This window comes from Mesorhizobium sp. M0140 (assembly GCF_040322475.1).
Lineage (GTDB): Bacteria > Pseudomonadota > Alphaproteobacteria > Rhizobiales > Rhizobiaceae > Mesorhizobium.
Genome location: NZ_JAMYTM010000002.1, coordinates 102697 through 120650 on the forward strand (window position 1 = coordinate 102697; position 17954 = coordinate 120650).

The window sequence follows — 17954 nt, forward strand, 5'->3', positions numbered from 1 at the left end:
TGTCCGGCCAAACACCTCGCGCAATTGCCTCGACCGCGATGTTGACAAAGTCCGAAAGCCCCTCACTGTCGTTCTGATCTAGCCCTTTCGGCTCCTTGCAACGTGAGTACGCGACCTTTTGAGCCGCGACGCTATCCTTCGTCCCGGTTTGCTGGTTAAGGGCGACCGCCGATCGACCAATAAGGCAGGCGACATAGTCATCTGTGGGATCGGCGAACCCGGAAGCCATGTTCGCCAAGAGAGAAATGATTACAACGGGCGTCCTCAATGCACACCTTTGGATTGTTTCGGAGCCATGACAGTCGCGATGTCCTCCTATTTCATTCGGGCCTGTTGCTACGCCTATTCCAGGGAGGGCGCAGGCGGCGGATCAGCCCTTCCTCAAGGCCAGCTATCAAGTTTACAGGTAATCCGCCCCACGTCAGCGCGGGCGGCGTGAGGGTGTAGATTTCCACCGTCGAGCCATTCGCCAGACAATTGAGAATCTCGCCCCGCACGCGAGCAGAAGTTCGCAAGGTCTTTGATGTCGAGTACCGTCGAAATCTGCTAGCAAATCCGCGCTGCGCCGACCCCACGTAACAGACAGTCCCATCCACAACATAGGCATAGACGCCTGGCGTCCGCTCGCTTGTAAAGTCAAGCTCGATCAATTCGCCATCCGCTGTCGACCATTTCCCAACCAGATGAAATCCTCCGCTTACGAGTGAAGACAACGGAGAAGGCTGAGAATGAGGTTTCATGCGGCAGTCGCACCCTAGATAGAATTTAGAGCTTGAAACTTGCCACATCTAGGGGCCATCGCCAAACGGGGTCGGACAGCCGACCTTTGTTGGAATAATGCCGGATCGTGTCGAGCATGGGCGATCTGCGACCGCCGCCACGGTCCAGCGCGGCGAATCTGTGAGTGGACGCTCCAGGCGAGTTCCGTCGATCGTCACTTTGGTCTAAACAGCCACCTTCAGTATCGTTTCTGCATGGACGCGAATGACGATCTCATCGAAAACGGCCAAAATGCTTTGGGGACGAGCGGCAGGCCGCTGTTCAATGCCGAATTGCCGGATTCCGCTGGTGCTTGACGAAACCGAGACTGATGACCCGGCGCTTGTCGGCGAGATGGCGCATATGGTTGCGGAAAGCGAGGATGGGCCCCGTGGCGTATCTCCGCTCACACCTGAACAGCGCGACCTTTACGGAAATCTGATTCTGCTCTGCAGGAATCACCACGGAGAAATCGATCGTCAGCCAGCGACCTGGCCCGTTGAGCGCCTACATCAGATTAAAGCGGATCACGAAACTTGGGTGAGGCAGTCACTTCCAGGCTTCGACGCACTGAAACAGAGGGACGAGGAAACTTACGCGGGATATATCGACGAATGGAGCAAGCGCTGCCACTTAGAAGAGTGGACGGCATGGACTAGCGCTGTGCTCTCAAATGGTCAGCCAAGCCTTGATGTGGCAGTGAGTGAAGATTTGTTCGAGCTTGGCCGTTGGACGCTAAAGCGTATTTGGCCGGGTCGATACCCCTCGCTTGAAGCGGCCATGCAAAACTTCGCCCGCGTGCTTCAAGATTTCCTTCGAGTGTTCAACAAACACGCCGAGAAACCATTTGCAGAGGCAGACGAAATCTGGACAAAGAAGTTCTATGCGATCGAAGAATGGAACCCGGAGCTTTATCACCGCTTGGCCCGTCAGTACGACCATCACGTTGATTTGGTGCAGGACCTTATTTTAGAACTTACGAGAGCCGCCAATCTGGTTTGCGACCAAGTCCGGGCACATCTTCTTTCCTCGTATCGAATTAGAGAGGGGCGGTTGTCCATCAGGTCAGGCCCCCATTCAGATATGACCTGGAGAGAGGTTGTGGTTAAGTACAACGAGAAGGAACGCGCGGCAGTGCCGCCTTATCCTGGCTTAGATGCCTTCCTAATAGCTCGAGCCACCCGCGACATGAACTTCGGAGACAGTTCTGCGCCCGATTGACAGGGGGCGTGAGCCGGCCGTGTGCAACTGATTTCATAGCCGCGCGGTTCACTGGAAGTCGGCACAAACTTGCAGCATATCGACCGTTCGCTTTTCCCTGGGCACTCGGCCAAGCGCTGAAGGGCTTGATATGCGCGAGCTAAATCGCGCACAACGCTTCGAAGCATGGGGTACACCGTTGGAAAAAGTTGACGCCTCTTTACCCTTCGGCGCCGTAGGGTCAGGGTGGTTCGCAGGCCGCGACGATGCGCGCATGATGCGTTTCGGCGTCCGATTGGAAGGCGGCGGCGCGCACCAATCCAAGACGCTGATGCTCAGCGAAATTGGCGCTTTGGTATCCGCCAGCTCTGCTGCCGGCGCGGATTTTCGCGGCAAAATACTTGGCGAAAACGTCCTTGGAAAGGCGACGGCCAGCGGGCGCTTATCCATTTATCGAAATCTGTCTTCGCTTTACGGCCTGTCCAATGTGCCTGCGATAACGAAGGCATTCTTCGAACTGGCGAAGGGTGACGCCCAAAGCCGACCACTGCTCGCATTGCTGGTTGCCTTAGCGCGCGATCCTCTGCTTCGGGATACGGCGCAGCCGGTCGTCGAGGCGCTGGTTGGCGAGTTGGTGCAATGGCCGGTACTCGCTAATGCGGTAACTCGCGCGCATTCCGGCCGATTCAGCGAGAAAATGCTGCGGTCGCTGGCTCAGAATTGTGCTTCCACCTGGACGCAGACTGGCCATCTCGAAGGACGTTACGACAAGAAAAGACGAAAGGTCCATGCAACCGCTCCCGTTGCGGCGCTTGCGGCTTTGATCGCAACCGTTTGCGGCTTCAGCGGGCCCGCGATGCTGTCTTCGGCCTGGTTCAAGATTCTGGATCTCGACCCGAACGCCGCACTCGATATGCTAAGGTCGGCGGAGGCGCGCGGATTGGCAAGGGTAAGAGCGGCGGGAGACGTAATCGAGATTTCCGTGAGGCAGCAGCTCGCGGCCACATTGGGGGTGCCTGACCTTGAACACGTTTGACGACTTGCTGAAAGCCTATGAGCGGCAGGTCCAACTGCCGTGGCTCGACGATGCGCCGCCCGCCGGGCGGGTCTGGCTCTTGTGGTTTGACAAGTCGATGCAGCGGAAGTTTACAGGCCGGATCGGTGAATTCGAACATGCGACGATGAAGACCGGACGCGGTTGGCGGCAGGTGAGCCTTGCGCCATGGTTCGGGCAGTGGATCGCGGGTAATGAGTTCTTCGAAGCGCTGCTCGATCATCCGCAGGAAATTCGAGGGCTGTTGGCGGACGCAGAATCGGCCCTAATCCATCACCTGAAGTCCGAGCTCGCAGCAACCAATTCAAATGACGTTTTGGCGCTGGACGGTTGCGGCTCGCTGTTTGGGCTCGCCCGCGTATCGGCGCTTATCAGCAAGGTCGCTGACTCTATCCCTGGTCGAATGCTCGTGTCGTTTCCAGGAAAACATGCCGCCGGGATTTACCGGCTGCTGGATGCACGCGACGGCTGGAATTATCACGCGATACCGATCCCGCCAGACCACGCTTTGTGACGGGGCTGAATCAATGAGGGGGGCTGACTGAATGCTTAACAAGGACACGTTCTATAAAGACCCGGCCGACTACCGGCTTGCGAACCAAGGTGTCGCCAAAATCCAGTTTCCTCCGACCCCCGAGGCGGTGGCCACCCTTCGCGGCGAACTGGAGACATTCGTGTGCGACGGAGCGTATGCAAACGGCCTCTCGCGCATACTCGAAGCGTTCCTCGGCTCCGTGGATAAGAATGGCGCAGCGCCGGCAGTCTGGATTTCCGGCTTTTATGGTTCTGGCAAATCACATCTGGCGAGCATGCTGGCGGCTCTATGGACGAACCTTGAATTCTCGGACGGGGCAACCGCCGAAGGGCTGGCTTCGCTCCCGCCGGAAGTCGCCGCGCCGTTGAAAGAACTTCGGATCGCCGCCAAGCGCGCCGGCGGTGTAGTCGCCGCCGGCGACACCCTCGGCACAGGCGCGGCGGATCCCGCCGAGGCAACTCTTGGAATAATTCTGCGTGCCGTCGGACTGCCCAGCGATTTGCGGGCAGCCCAAGTTGCCTTCTGGCTGGACGACACTGGGATTTTGGGCGCCGTTCGTAAAGATCTCGGTGACGGCTTCGACACCCATATCCGCAACTTCATCCTGTCGCCGAAATTCGGTGCGTCGGTGCTGAAGGCAAAGCCTGAACTAGCTGAAACGTCGCGTGAATTGGGTTCCAAGCTCCAGGCGCTGTTTCCCGAGCCGCCGCCCGTTACCGTCGATCTGTTGGAAACCATGGCTCGCCGCGCCCTGCTCCTCGGGCGAAACGAATTGCCGCTCACACTAATAGTGCTCGATGAGGTGCAGCAGTTCATCCGCCAGGACCCGAGCCTCACCCTGAAAATTCAGACCCTGGCTGAACGCCTTTCAGGCCGGTTCAATGGGCGGCTGCTTCTGGTGGCGACGGGACAGCAAGCGTTGAGCGACGTGCAGAATCTGCAAAAGCTCCTTGATCGTTTCCCGGTGCAGATTGCGCTCGGCGAAGCAGACATCGACACCGTCATCCGGAAGACCGTGCTGCGCAAGAAGCCCGGTGCGGAGAACGATATCAAAGATATGCTGAACAAGAATGCCGGCGAAATCAGCCGGCAGCTTCATGGCAGTAAGCTTGCCCACACGGTCCATGACAATGACGAGGCAGTCCTCGATTGGCCGCTGCTACCGTCGCGCCGTCGTGTCTGGGAGCACATTCTGCGGGAACTCGATCGCACCGGCTTGGGCGGGACACTTCGTGGGCAATTGAAGACAACGCTTGACGCCGCGAAGGCCTATGCGGGCAGGCCGCTCGGCCACGCTGTGCCCGTCGACTATCTCTATGGCAGGTTCGAAACGGACGCATACAATGCCGGGCTTCTGCCAGGCGAAACCCGCAACCGGATCGAAACACTGAAGGGCGGTAGCGAGCGCGAGAAACAGAAGGCTCGCGTCTTGATGCTGGTCTATATGCTCGGTCGCATATCAGGCGAGGCAGATCGTCATGGTGTCCGGGCCACACCGGAAACCATTGCTGATTTGATGGTCGTCGATCTTGGTGGCGAAGATGGCCTGCGCAAAGAGGTGCCAGAGCTTCTGGCAGAGCTCCACGCGGATGGGGCCGCGATAGAGGTCGGCGGCGAATGGCGTCTCCAAACCAAAGAGAGTGCCGAGTGGGAAAATCTCTATCGAACCGAAGTGAAATCAATACTCGCTGACCAGGCGAGCATCTCGGGCAAGCGTCGGCAACTGCTGAGCGGAGCGATCGAAACAGCGCTCGCCGGCGCATCAAGCGTTTTTCATGGCGCGAGCAAGCAAGCGCGCAGGATTCATCGCCTGGATGTGAACGAGAAAGCCCCGTCGGATGGGGTGCCGCTTCGGATGCGTATTGGCTGGGACGAGGATTTGGCGACGGCCGAAAAGGACATCGCTGGTTCCTCGCCCAATGACCCGACCATCCACCTGCTGCTGCCCAGACATCGTGCTGAGGACTTGACGCGCGAGATCGCGGCTTGGCGGGCTGCCGACAGCGTCTTACAACTCAAGGGCGTGCCGGGCACCGATGCGGGAGTCGAAGCGCAGAAAGCCATGCAGTCACGTTCGGCCAAGGCGCTGTCCGCTTCGAACGCATTGATCCGCGAGGCGATGGGTCAAGCAAAGATCATGCAGGCGGGCGGAAAGGCCCTAAACGGCGCGCTCGCCGAAGCTGTCAAAGAAGCGGCGTCAAATGCGCTTGCAAGGCTTTATCCGAAGTTTGCCGAAGGGGACAATGCTGGCTGGGGCAAGGTCTACGAACGGGCGATGAAGAAGGACCCGGATGCCATGAAGGCCGTGGATCATTCCGGCGCGCCTGAGACCCACCCGGTCTGCAAGGCAATCCTTGGCGAGCTCGGGCCCGGTCGAAAGGGGTCGTATCTCAGAACGAAGTTCACTGAGCCGGATTATGGCTGGCCGCAGGACGCCGTAGATGGCGCACTGGTCGTGCTCGCCAATGCGGGACAGATCAGGGTGACCGGCGAGGATGGCAAACAGGTTTCGCTGCCTGATCTGCCGCGCCAAAAGATCGGCGTCTGCACTTTTAGGGCTGAAACCACGGTTATTACCGTTACACAGCGCATGGCCGCACGGGGCTTGCTCACCGAGGCAGGCGTTCATTTTGAGAACGGTCAGGAAGCCTATGCCTTGTCGTCCTTGCTCGACCGACTGCAAGGCGCAGCAAAGGAATCCGGAGACGAAGCGCCTGCCCCTGAGCCGGACGCGGTGCCGAATCTCAACCATCTGAAGTCATTGTCAGGCAACGACTTGTTAGCGGCGATCGCCGAAGACGCTACGCGATTGCGCGACAAACTGAAGGCCTGGAAGGCGGCGACGGCGAAAATTGGCCAAAGGCTGCCGAATTTCCGGGTAGCGGAGAGGCTCGTGCAACTAGGCGCGTCGGAACAGAAGTCCGATCTCGACACGATCAAGGCCAACCGGCAGTTGCTCGCCGATCCAGACCCGATGCCTCCCGTCATCTCCGCTGCAGCCAACGCGCTACGCGGAAGGCTGAACGCAGCTTTCGAATCCTGGAAGAAGTCCTGGGACGCCGGCGAGACCAGGCTTGCGACCAGTGAGACCTGGAACAAGCTCTTGCCCGAACAGAAGCATTCGATCCGGGAGGCGGAGAAAATCCTGCCGTTGACGAAGCCAGAATTGGACACCCCCGCGTCGATAACCGAATCACTAGGGCAGCGCAGTTTCATCGGCTGGGAGAACGCAACGAAGGCACTACCAACACGGATTGATGAAGCCCTAGCGAGCGCGGCAATCCTGCTAGAACCCAAGGCCCAGACAATCAGCCTGCCAGGCGGCCTGTTGAAGACCGAGCAGGACCTAGACGCATGGATTCAGGCCGCGCGCGCATCGCTGAAGGATGCGCTGGCCAATGGCCCTGTAATACCAAAGGTATGACGACATGAGTCAGCACTATCTCGCCACGCCGCTCCGCCGCGCGCTCGAAAGGACCATCAAGGAAGCCCGCCTCGTTGCCGAAGCTGGCGCAGCCGAAACGATCCGCCGTCTAGGGGTCGCCCAGGCAAAAGCTCCTGACTACCTTTCAAATAACGACAGGGAACTCCGCAGGCGATTGCGGGCGCATGCACGAACGCTGGGTGACAGATTCGACAAGGGCAGCGACGAACAGGAAATCAGAAGGCTCACAGAGGCTGCGGCCTACGCGCATTGGCACCGCATGCTGTTTGCCCGATTCCTGGCCGAACGCGGACTGCTCAGGCATCCGGAGCACAATGTGCCGGTATCATTGGAGGATTGCCGGGAAATCGCGCAAGAGGAAGGATCGGTTGACGCCTGGACAGTTGCCGAACGCTATGCGGCATCCATGTTGCCGGCTGTCTTCCCCATCGACGATCCGGTTCTTTCGCTGACCCTCGATCCAGGGCAGGGACAGGCGTTGCATCGACTGGTGACCGATCTAGATGACGACGTGTTCCAGGCGGAGGACAGCCTCGGCTGGACGTACCAGTTCTGGCGCGCGGCGGAAAAAGATGCGGTCAACAAAAAGGGCGACAAGATCGGCGCGGATGAGATCTCTGCCGTGACCCAATTGTTCACCGAGCCTTACATGGTGCGCTTTTTGCTGCACAACACGCTTGGGGCGTGGTGGGCCGGCAAGGTTCTCGCAGCCGACACGGAGCTCGCACAGACTGCGCTGGATGAGGACACGCTTCGGAGTGCATGTAGCCTGCCGGGTTACGCCTTCGACATGCTGCGCTTTGTTAAGGAAGGTGTCGGCCCCTGGCGGCCGGCGGCGGGAATATTTCCGGGTTGGCCAAAGGCGGCCAAGCCCATCACTGTGCTCGACCCGTGCTGCGGGTCTGGGCATTTTCTGACCGAGGCGCTGGCGATTCTCACCGCGCTACGTCATGCGGAGGAAGGCCTGTCACAGGCCGAGGCCGTCACTGTCGTGCTGCGAGACAATCTTTATGGACTGGAGATCGACGGGCGCTGCGTGCAGATAGCAGCATTTGCTGTGGCGCTCACCGCGTGGCGTATCGGGGGTTGGCAAACCCTGCCACTGCCACATATCGCGTGGGTCGGTGCGCCACCGCCTCTGCCCAAGGCCGAGTTTATGGAGCTCGCAGAAGGCAACAAGGAACTCGAGCGTGCCCTTGCATCGCTACATGACTTGTTCACGCAAGCACCGATCCTAGGCAGCCTATTGGAGCCAACGGGCGGCGATCTAGTCAATCCGATGCGAATTGCGCGTGTGGAAGACCTGCTGGAACCGCTTCTGGTCAGAGCAAGAAAAGCGGAGCCGGTACAGGTGGAGGGAGTTGTCGCAGCACGAGGCATGGCAGATGCGACAGCGTTTCTTACCCGCAAGTACACGCTACAAGTGACCAATGTACCGTATTTGGGTAGAGGGAAGCAGACCCATATCTTGGCGAGCTTTATCGAACGCGTATATGAGGATGCCAAATCCGATCTCGCCACCGCTATGCTGTCACGTATGATGAATCTTGCATCCAAGGGCGGAGTTGTGGCGGCAGTCACACCTCAAAGCTGGTTATTTTCTGGCGGATATAAGAAGTTCCGCCAAGATTTTCTCTCACGTATAACCTTCAATTTTATTGGTGCTCTCGGCTCACGCGCCTTTGAGACTATTAGCGGCGAAGTCGTAAACACTGCGCTTGTCGGGCTTATTAACACGCACCCAAATCCAGGTTCAACAATGGCCGGGATCGATGCAAATGGCGGTTTGGACGCGCGCGCAAAATCAACCGCCCTTGTTCATGGTGCTGTGCGCACACTGACTCAGAGCGCACAAGGAGCAAATCCCGACAGTCGTATTGCAATTTCACAATCATCCGAAGTCCCCCTCCTCCGTGATTTTGCTAGCTCTTTTAAGGGCATTGCGACGGGCGACATGTCGCAGTTTATTTTCCGCTTCTGGGAATTCTCCCATCTCGATCCAGTTTGGTCGCTGCTCCAAGAGCCTCCGACATCGACTGGCGACTTCACGGCAAGGGCAGCCGTGCTGCGATGGGAAAATGGGAAGGGCTCACTTCTGTCGTTTGTTGAAGATCGTTTAGGAAAGAATGGAGTAGGTGCGTGGCTACGTGGCGGCGCAGCTTGGGGGAACGCCGGCGTGGCCGTTGCGCAAATGGGAAGTTTGCCTGCAACGCTCTATTCTGGAACTCTTTTTGACGAGAGCACTGGTGCGATTATTCCAAAAAACAGTGCCATATTGCCTGCAATGTGGTGCTTCCTACGTTCAAAGCAATTTGCGGATAGCGTTCGCCAAATTGATAAATCTCTCAAAGTTCCGACGCTAACTCTCTTAAAAGTACCCTTCGACCTTCAGCATTGGGAACTGGTAGCGGCCGCCGAGTGCGAGGGCGGCCTTCCCGAGCCCTATTCCGCCGACCCTACCCAATGGCTCTTCCACGGCCATCCAGCCAAGACTGACAGGGGCTCCGCACTGCATGTCGCACTCGCCCGCCTCAGCGGCTATCGTTGGCCAGCGGAATCCGACAAGGACATGCGCCTTTCTTCCGAAGCGCGCGAATGGATTGCGAAGACGACGATACTTCCCGAGGGGGACAATGATGGCTTGCTCGCACTTTCTGGCGTCGCGGGCGAGAAGCCGCTGGCTGACCGATTGCGCAGTCTTCTCGCCGCTGCATTTGGCGTGGATTGGTCCGACGCCCTGGAACGCCGTTTGGTAGCCGAGGCCGACGAGGCGCTGGACAAAAAAACGGCCAAGGACGGTTCCTTGGAAGCCTGGTTATGTGACCGCGCTTTTCGGCAGCACTGTGGGCTTTTCCACCAGCGCCCCTTCCTTTGGCATATCTGGGACGGGCTGAAGGACGGGTTCTCGGTGATTGTCCACTATCACCGCTTCACTCGATCAAGCCTGCGCAAGCTGACCTACACCACGCTCGGCGACTGGCTGGCGCGTGCAAAGGCGGAAAGCAATGATCTCCGCTACGAAAAGGGCCGCGAGCTTCAGCAGAAGCTGGAGAAGGTACTCGAAGGCGAAGCGCCCCTAGACATTTTTGTGCGCTGGAAGCCGCTGACTGAGCAGCCGCTCGGCTGGGACCCTGATCTCGATGACGGCGTGCGCATGAACATCCGTCCGTTCATGGAGGCCGGAATTCTGCGCGAGCCACCCAAGGGAATCAAATGGGTCAAGGATCGCGGCAATGATGTGCCTTCCGCGCCTTGGTATCCGGTCTTCAAGGGCGAGCGGATCAATGACCACCACACCACGCTTGACGAGAAGCGTACGGCGCGAGCCAGTAAGTCACAAGCGGCAGCCGCCCAGTGACGACGCCGCTGGACGCATTGGCCGCCGCGCTGCACGACACAGCCGGTTACAATCCCGGCGCGGAATCGCCGCCGGAAGCGGTGCTTTGGTGCGACCCCAATTCCGAGTTCTTGGCCCTTATTCCGGCACTGCGTGAGCGCCTGCTCGAATTGCTGACCTATGGCGACTACGATCCGCAAACACGGACTGGACCGGCCGTCTGGCTGCGGGCGGCCACAGTGCGAGCGGTCCCCTCGATCCCATTGTCCGAGGGCGTGACGCCGATCCTCTACGTTCCCGGCGTGGGGCGCGAGGTGCTGAAGGGCGCTGAGGACTGTCCGGCTCTATTGCAGCCGCTGGTATGGTTCACCGTTGCCGGTAATCTGTTCGGCCATACCAATGGTAAGGACTGGACACTGCGCGCCTTTTTGACTTCGGAGCGCGGCGCGTTGAAACTAAACGTCGCCGATGACGCCGTCACCCGGATAGCGCTTTCCGACGCGGCGTTGCGTTTCTGCGCCAAGCCGCTCGAAGAGCTGAAATCAAAACGCTGGGACGCGGACGCACTTAACGCCCTGCTCGCGCCTGATCTTTCCGCTGACATGCTGGACTGGATGGACGGTGCACTCGACGCGACTGCAGACCCGGCCCGTTTCACGGCCTTCGCCAGCATTGCCGATAAGCAGCTCAAATTCGATCCCCGAAAACTCTCGCCGCAGGATGCCGCGAAACGTCTTGCGCAGCGCGAGGGGAAATGGACGGAGGTGTGGTCCCGCTTCGCCTCGGGGACAGGATATGGCGGTGTCGTCGGTCTGTTGGGGGCGGAGGAGCCGACTTCGCTCTTCGAGAATGTTGAGGCCTATCCGAAGCAAAACCTGAAGGGCGAGAATGAACTCAGGGACAGCCTGTCCAAGCTGGGAAGCCTGTCGGCTGCCGAGGCGCGGACGCGGATCGTTGAATTCGACGCGAATCACGCTTGGCGTCGTGAGACGGTCTGGGCCAAGCGTGGCGAAGCACCATTGGCGCAGGCGCTGGCTTTCCTTTCAGGGATCGCGACGGCGAAACCGCTTCCGGCGCATGACGGGAAAGCACTTGCGGAATCCTATGCCGAGGATGGTGCGGCCGTGGATGGCGCCGCGATGCGAGCGCTGGCAGCAGCCCCTCGCGATGTCGATCGCAACGCTGTGTCGATTGCCCTTCGGGCAATCTATCTGCCCTGGCTCGAAGAGGGCGCGAACGCGCTCCAGGAACTGATTCGCGTAGGTGGCGTGAAGCTGGCAAAGCCAGAGGCGGCGAATAAGGAAGCGACGACAATCCTATTCGTCGATGGGCTGCGTATGGATTTGGCGCGGGACCTCAGGGGCTTGCTCGCTGCGGAAGGATTGAACGTCGATCTTTCCTGGCAATGGTCGGGATTTCCCACAGTGACCGCAACCTGCAAAGCGCTGGTCTCACCAGTGGCATCCTTACTCACCGGTCCACCGACCACATCGGACGTGCTTCCCTGGACCGGAGATGGCAAGCCGGCCACGAAACCAGTTCTTTACAAGCTGCTGGAGAGCGACGGTTGGGAGACGGGCAATTCACTGTTGGCCGATACCAAGCTGTGGACGGAAGCCGGCCGCTTCGACGAGGACGGACATGCGCTGGGCGCGCGGCTCGCGGGCCAGCTGGCCGCCGGGATTCGCGATGTGGCGGATAGCGTTTTGCAACTGGTGCGGGCCGGACGGCGCGTGCGCATCGTCACCGATCACGGCTGGCTGTTGATGCCGGGCGGGCTCCCAAAAGCCGCGCTGGAGACCGGTCTCGCCGAACCACAGGGAAAACGGAGCCGCTGCGCGATGGTGAAGCCGAAGGCCCAGACCTCCTATCTCCAAATCCCTTGGAGCTGGAACAGTGATATCTTCGTGGCGGCCGCGACCGGCGCGCATTCCTTCTATGTTGGCCAGGAATACGCGCATGGTGGCGTGAGCCCACAGGAATGCGTCTTGCCCGTGCTGGACGTCGCCGCGAGCGGACCACAAAAAGCAGATGTCGCCGAGATAAGGACCCGCTGGGAGGGATTGAGGCTTCGGGTCGAGGCTTCTGGGGGAGCCGATCTACATGTAGATCTGCGCTTGGGTGGGGAAACCAGTGGCCCAAGTCTAATCAAGGGCGTCCGGGTGCTCGACGAAAAGGGCAAGACCTCGTTTCTGGTCGGAGACGACCAAGAGGGTCAAACGGTCTGCCTGGTCGTGCTCGATGAAGGCGGAAAAGTCCTGGCGCATCGCCTGCTGACTGTCGGGGGAGAATGATGCTGGAACTGGATGCTCTCGATCGCAAGGCCGCCGAAGCCTTTCCGGGCCATATCGTGCGCAAGGATTTGGTGCGGCGTTTCCGGGGCCAGTTTCCTGTCCCGACTTATGTCGTCGAGTTCATGCTTGGGCGGTACGCCGCCAGCACCGACCCGCAGGAGATCGAGGAAGGCCTGGAGATGGTACAGTCTCAGCTTTCCGACCGCACCGTTAGAGCGGGTGAGGAAGAGCTGTTCAAATCCAGGGCGCGCGATCACCGTTCGGTACGGATCATAGACATCGTCACCGCAAGGCTGGATGCGAAAACCGACAGCTATCTGGCCACGCTCCCAAGTTTACGGCTGACCGATGTGCGTATCGACGACAAACTCGTCCAAGCGCACGAGCGTATGCTCACCGGAGGTTTTTACGCCGAGATTGAGCTCGGGTATGACGGAAGCATAGCTCAAGAGAAAGGCGGCCGGCCTTTCCAGGTTCTGAGCATGCGGGAAATCCAGCTTTCCAGCCGCGATATTTTGCAAAAGATCGCCGAGGGCCGAGCGAAATTAACCACGGCAGAGTGGCGGGATTTCCTGCTGCGCAGCGTTGGGCTGGAACCTGGCACGCTGTCGACACGGGCGCAAGACGCCATGTTGTTGCGCATGGTCCCGTTCGTCGAGAGCAACTACAACATGGTTGAGCTCGGGCCTCGCGGCACCGGCAAGAGCCATCTTTTCCAGCAGGTCTCACCCTATGCGCACCTCGTCTCCGGCGGCAAGGCGACTGTTGCGCGGATGTTTGTGAACATGGCGAACGGGCAGCGCGGCCTGGTCTGCCAGTATGATGTCGTGTGCTTCGACGAGGTATCAGGGATTTCCTTCGATCAGAAGGACGGCGTCAACATCATGAAGGGTTACATGGAATCGGGCGAGTTCTCGCGCGGCCGGGAGAGCATTCGTGCCGAGGGCAGCATCGTCATGGTCGGCAATTTCGACGTGGACGTGCAACACCAGCAGCGCGTTGGCCATCTCTTCGGGCCGATGCCGCCTGAAATGCGCAACGATACGGCCTTCATGGATCGAATCCATTGCTATCTGCCGGGATGGGACATTCCGAAAATCAACAAGGACCTGTTCACCAGCCGTTTTGGCATGGTGAGCGATGTATTGGCGGAATGCTTCTCGCGATTGCGAGCGCAGACGCGCGTCAATGTTCTGCCCGGCCGCGTGCATTTCGGTGGAGCATTGTCCGGACGCGACCAGAACGCTGTAAACAAGACCGTTTCCGGTCTTCTGAAGCTGCTTTATCCGGACTCAACCATGAAGGTTTCGGACGAGGATTTGGAATGGGCGGTTCGCCTTGCCTTGGAAGTTCGTCGCAGGGTGAAGGAGCAACAGAAGCGTATTGGCTCCGCAGAGTTCCGGAATACGCAGTTCAGCTACATGATGGGCATGGACGGCGTGGAGAAATTCGTCGCCACCCCTGAACTTCAGAGCGAAGACAGCATTGGGTCCGACCCACTACCGGCGGGCCAGGTTTGGGCGATCAGTCCTGGTGGCCAAGACGAGGGACGCGGGCTGTTCCGCATCGAAGTGACGGAAAGTCCTGGCGGGGGCGTGCGCATTCTCAATCAGTCGCCGCCGGCACCTTTCCGCGAGAGTGTGAAAATCGCGGAGCAGAATCTCTATTCGCGAGCCCGCGAGCTGGTCGGCGACAGGAACCCGCGTGAGCATGAATTTGCCGTGCAGATACGGTCGTTTGATGCAGCCCGCAGCGGGTCCCAAACTGGGGTCGGCGTGCTCATCTCTCTATGTTCGGCATTGCTGGGAAAGCCACTCAAAGGCGGTCTTATCATCGTTGGCGGGATCAATCTTGGTGGCTCCATTGATCCGATCCACAATCCAATTGACGTTGTGGAATTAGCGCTGGAAAAAGGCGCTTCGACTGTCGCTATGCCGGTGTCCTGTCGGCGAGCCCTCATCGATCTCTCCGACGACGTGGCAACGAAAATCCAGGTTTTGTTTTATGCCGATGCGTCTGACGCGCTGAGGAAAGTGCTGCACGAATAGCGTGCGGCTTGCATGGGCATGTCCAAAATGCAAGTCGGGACAAGCCTCACAGACAGCTACCAATTACTCCCCCGCTCGCTCCCCGGCGCCAGACAGCAAAAAGGCCCGGTTACCCGGGCCCTCTATGCTTTTCAAATCTAAGAAGATTTGGAGCGGGTGAAGCGATTCGAACGCTCGACCCCAACCTTGGCAAGGTTGTGCTCTACCCCTGAGCTACACCCGCTCGCACGGCGTCTTGGCCGCAAGCCGGGCCTATATGGCTGAAGAGCGCGGCGATTGCAACAGGGAAATCGCAGGCTTTTTGTGACACGCCGCGCCGGGCCGGCAAGCCGCCGGCGGGCGGCGGGGCGCCAGCGCGAAGGGCGGTGCCGCTCCCCATGATGTCGCATGACGGTCTTGTGTCGGCTGCCCCATTGGCCGTAAACGGCTGGCTTGAGAAACGGAACGAAACCGATGCCGAAGACCGAAGCCGATTTGATGGCCTTTCTCGCTGAACTCGGGATTGCCGCCTCGACGAAGCGCCATCCGCCGCTCTACACGGTCGCGGATTCGCAGGCGTTGCGCGGCGAAATCGCCGGCTCGCACACGAAGAACCTGTTCCTGAAGGACAAGAAGGATAATTTCTTCCTGGTCACCGTCGGCGAGGACGCGGTCGTCGACCTGAAGCAGATCCACCAGGTGATCGGCGCCGCCAGCCGGGTCTCCTTCGGCAAGCCGGAGATGCTGATGGAGCTGCTCGGCGTCACACCGGGCGCCGTGACGGTCTTTGGCGTCATCAACGACACGGCAAACAGGGTCAAGCTCGTGCTCGACAAGGATTTGATGGAGCATGCGGTGATCAATGGGCATCCGCTGACCAATGAGGCGACGACATCGATCGCGGCGCGGGACCTGATCAGATTCGTCGAGGCAACCGGGCACGATGCTGCTATCTTGAAAGTCTCCGTGTGATCGCCACATGGATGGCTTGAGTCAGATGGTCTGAAGCATAGGGCGCCTGGCCGCCGGCCGGCGGCGCCACGGAAGGGTAAAGAGATGAGCGACAACAATCCGTTCGGCGGCTCCTTTGGCGGTAATGGCGGCCAGTACACCACCTCGGTGCAGTATGGTGGAGCGGCGCCGGCGCCGGCGAAAGTCGCGCTTGGCGATGCGCCCGCCGCTCCCGCCGATGTGATCAAGGACACGACGACGGCTGCCTTTGCCGCCGATGTCATCCAGGAATCGCGCCGCCAGCCGGTGCTGGTCGATTTCTGGGCGCCCTGGTGCGGGCCTTGCAAGCAGCTGACGCCGCAGTTGGAGAAGGCGGTCAAGGCCGCCGGCGGCAGGGTCAAGCTGGTCAAGATGAACATCGACGACCATCCCTCGATCGCCGGCCAGCTCGGCATCCAGTCTATCCCGGCGGTCATCGCCTTCAAGGACGGCCAGCCGGTCGATGGCTTCATGGGCGCCATCCCGGAGAGCCAGATCAACGAATTCATCACCAAGGTCGGCGGCAAGGGCAATGGCGCGCCGCCGGTGGCGGAAGCCCTGGCCGCGGCGACCGAAGCGCGCGAGGCCGGCGACATGCAGACCGCGGCCGACATTTATGACGCCATCCTGGCGCAGGCGCCGGAGACGATCGAGGCGATCGCCGGACTGGGCGAACTGTTGTTCGACGCCGGCGACACGGAAGGCGCCGAGGCGCTTTTGGCAACAGCCCCGGAGGCCAAGAAGGATGCGCCGCCGCTGGCAGCCCTGCGCGCCAGGATGGCGGTTGCGGCGCAAGCGGCGGCTCTCGGCAATCCAGCCGAGTTCGAGCGCCGGCTGGCGGAAAATCCTGGGGATCACCAGGCGCGCTTCGATCTGGCCATGATCCAGAACGCCAACGGCGACCGCACTGCGGCCGCAGACAATCTGCTGGCCATCATCAAGGCCGACCGAAGCTGGAACGAGGATGGCGCCAGGACGCAATTGCTGCAGCTGTTCGAGGCATGGGGCATGACCGACGAGGCAACGCTTGCCGCGCGCCGCAAATTGTCGGCATTGCTGTTTTCCTGAGCCGTTTGCCGGTTGTTTTGCCGCACGGGCTTGGCGTCGGCCATGACTGCGCCAAATTAGAACTGCCATGACGCGCTTCTGGTGAAGCGATCGGAGGAATATGGTGCAAGCGGGAAACGCGCATTACCGGCTCGCCAAGGATTTGCCGTCGACGATCCCGATCTTTCCGCTCGAGGGTGCGCTTTTGCTGCCGGGAGGCCGCATGCCGCTCAACATCTTCGAGCCGCGCTATCTGCAGATGGTGGACGAGGCGATCGCCGGCTCGCGGCTCATCGGCGTCATCCAGCCCAGTCTCGACGGCGCCTTGCGCGGCGATGGCGAGCCGGAGCTCTGCAATGTCGGTTGCGCCGGGCGCATCATCGCCTTTTCCGAGAGTGGCGACGGCCGCTACCTGATTTCGCTGCAGGGCGTGTGCCGGTTCCGCATCGCCCACGAATTGACGGTCAAGACGCCGTTTCGCCAGTGCAAGCCCGCGCCTTTCCTTGCCGATCTCGACGAGGATCAGGCGGACAACGAGATCGACCGGCCATCGCTGCTCAAGGCGTTTCGCGCCTATCTGCAGGCCAACGATTTGGAGGCCGACTGGGAAAGCGTCAGCCGCGCCGAAAATGCCATGCTGGTCAATGCGCTGTCGATGATGGCGCCCTACGGGCCGGCCGAGAAACAGGCGCTGCTCGAAGCAGCCGACCTGAAGACCCGGGCGGAGACGCTGATCGCCATCACCGAAATGGCGCTGGCGCGCGAGAATGAGGACTTTGGCTCGAGTTTGCAGTAAGATGTGTCGATATTCAGGTGAGACCGGCCTGCAAGTGGCGGCTTCCTGCGCTTCCCCGTTCTACCGCGTTGCGGTAGAACTGAGCTCACGTACGAAAAGTACGCTCCGCTCCGGTTCTCGGTATCAGCCATTTTCGACTCGGCCTGACCTGAATCTCGGCACATCTTAGGCCCGCAACTGGCTGGGAAGAGAATCTTATGGCGGCGGACGGACGTGACGAGAGGAAGGTCGATCCCAAGCTGCTGGAGCTGCTGGCCTGCCCGCTGACCAAGGGGCCGCTGGCCTGGGATCCAGAGCGCGGCGAACTGATTTCCAGGGTCGCCAAGATTGCCTATCCGGTGCGTGACGGCATCCCGATCATGCTGCCCTCCGAGGCGCGGACGCTTTCGGTGGAGGACGTGCTCGCCCCGCCGCCGCCACGCTTGGGTGGGCCGGGCTGAGTTCTTGCACCACAGGCTGGTGAGGTGGGC

General features: G+C 60.1%; 11 protein-coding genes and 1 tRNA gene. 11 read left to right on the plus strand and 1 reads right to left on the minus strand.

Features of this window, described 5'->3' with window-relative positions; translation table 11 throughout:
* The first annotated feature begins 1068 nt into the window (after nucleotides 1-1068).
* The 7 genes from NKJ37_RS02475 to brxL all read left to right on the plus strand — a co-directional run bounded on the left by NKJ37_RS02475 (nucleotide 1069) and on the right by brxL (nucleotide 14672).
* A complete protein-coding gene (locus NKJ37_RS02475; RefSeq protein ID WP_352772515.1) occupies nucleotides 1069-1980 on the plus strand; it encodes a hypothetical protein in 912 nt (303 codons plus the stop codon).
* 130 nt (nucleotides 1981-2110) lie between these two features.
* Nucleotides 2111-2995: a hypothetical protein gene (locus tag NKJ37_RS02480; RefSeq protein WP_352772518.1), complete on the plus strand. Its 885-nt coding sequence runs from the start codon at nucleotides 2111-2113 to the stop codon at nucleotides 2993-2995.
* Nucleotides 2982-3527, plus strand: coding sequence for a hypothetical protein (locus tag NKJ37_RS02485; RefSeq protein ID WP_352772521.1), 546 nt, complete (start codon nucleotides 2982-2984; stop codon nucleotides 3525-3527). The genes NKJ37_RS02480 and NKJ37_RS02485 overlap by 14 nt, the downstream gene beginning before the upstream one ends.
* 31 nt (nucleotides 3528-3558) lie before the next feature.
* On the plus strand, nucleotides 3559-6972 hold the full coding sequence (brxC, locus tag NKJ37_RS02490; protein ID WP_352772524.1) for a BREX system P-loop protein BrxC: 3414 nt from the start codon (nucleotides 3559-3561) through the stop codon (nucleotides 6970-6972).
* 4 nt (nucleotides 6973-6976) lie between these two features.
* Complete coding sequence (locus tag NKJ37_RS02495; protein WP_352772527.1) at nucleotides 6977-10351, plus strand: Eco57I restriction-modification methylase domain-containing protein; 3375 nt, start codon at nucleotides 6977-6979, stop codon at nucleotides 10349-10351.
* The gene (gene pglZ / locus NKJ37_RS02500; protein ID WP_352772530.1) at nucleotides 10348-12624 is read left to right on the plus strand and encodes a BREX-1 system phosphatase PglZ type B; all 2277 of its coding nucleotides are present in this window, start codon (nucleotides 10348-10350) and stop codon (nucleotides 12622-12624) included. Before NKJ37_RS02495 ends, pglZ begins: the two co-directional genes overlap by 4 nt.
* The gene (gene brxL / locus NKJ37_RS02505; protein ID WP_352772533.1) at nucleotides 12621-14672 is read left to right on the plus strand and encodes a BREX system Lon protease-like protein BrxL; all 2052 of its coding nucleotides are present in this window, start codon (nucleotides 12621-12623) and stop codon (nucleotides 14670-14672) included. Before pglZ ends, brxL begins: the two co-directional genes overlap by 4 nt.
* 148 nt (nucleotides 14673-14820) lie before the next feature.
* Here brxL and NKJ37_RS02510 read toward each other — a convergent pair.
* A tRNA-Gly gene (locus NKJ37_RS02510) sits at nucleotides 14821-14895 on the minus strand.
* A gap of 230 nt (nucleotides 14896-15125) precedes the next feature.
* Here NKJ37_RS02510 and NKJ37_RS02515 point away from each other — a divergent pair.
* The 4 genes from NKJ37_RS02515 to NKJ37_RS02530 all read left to right on the plus strand — a co-directional run bounded on the left by NKJ37_RS02515 (nucleotide 15126) and on the right by NKJ37_RS02530 (nucleotide 17924).
* Entirely contained in the window at nucleotides 15126-15623 is a 498-nt protein-coding gene (locus NKJ37_RS02515; protein WP_128304309.1) for a prolyl-tRNA synthetase associated domain-containing protein, read from the plus strand.
* A gap of 84 nt (nucleotides 15624-15707) precedes the next feature.
* Complete coding sequence (gene trxA, locus NKJ37_RS02520; protein ID WP_127297739.1) at nucleotides 15708-16709, plus strand: thioredoxin; 1002 nt, start codon at nucleotides 15708-15710, stop codon at nucleotides 16707-16709.
* Nucleotides 16710-16812: 103 nt separating this feature from the next.
* Nucleotides 16813-17484 carry an LON peptidase substrate-binding domain-containing protein gene (locus NKJ37_RS02525; RefSeq protein ID WP_023810888.1) on the plus strand — a complete coding sequence of 224 codons (672 nt, stop codon included), beginning with the start codon at nucleotides 16813-16815 and terminating at the stop codon, nucleotides 17482-17484.
* A gap of 197 nt (nucleotides 17485-17681) precedes the next feature.
* Nucleotides 17682-17924, plus strand: coding sequence for a Trm112 family protein (locus NKJ37_RS02530; RefSeq protein ID WP_127261272.1), 243 nt, complete (start codon nucleotides 17682-17684; stop codon nucleotides 17922-17924).
* The last annotated feature ends 30 nt before the right edge of the window (nucleotides 17925-17954 follow it).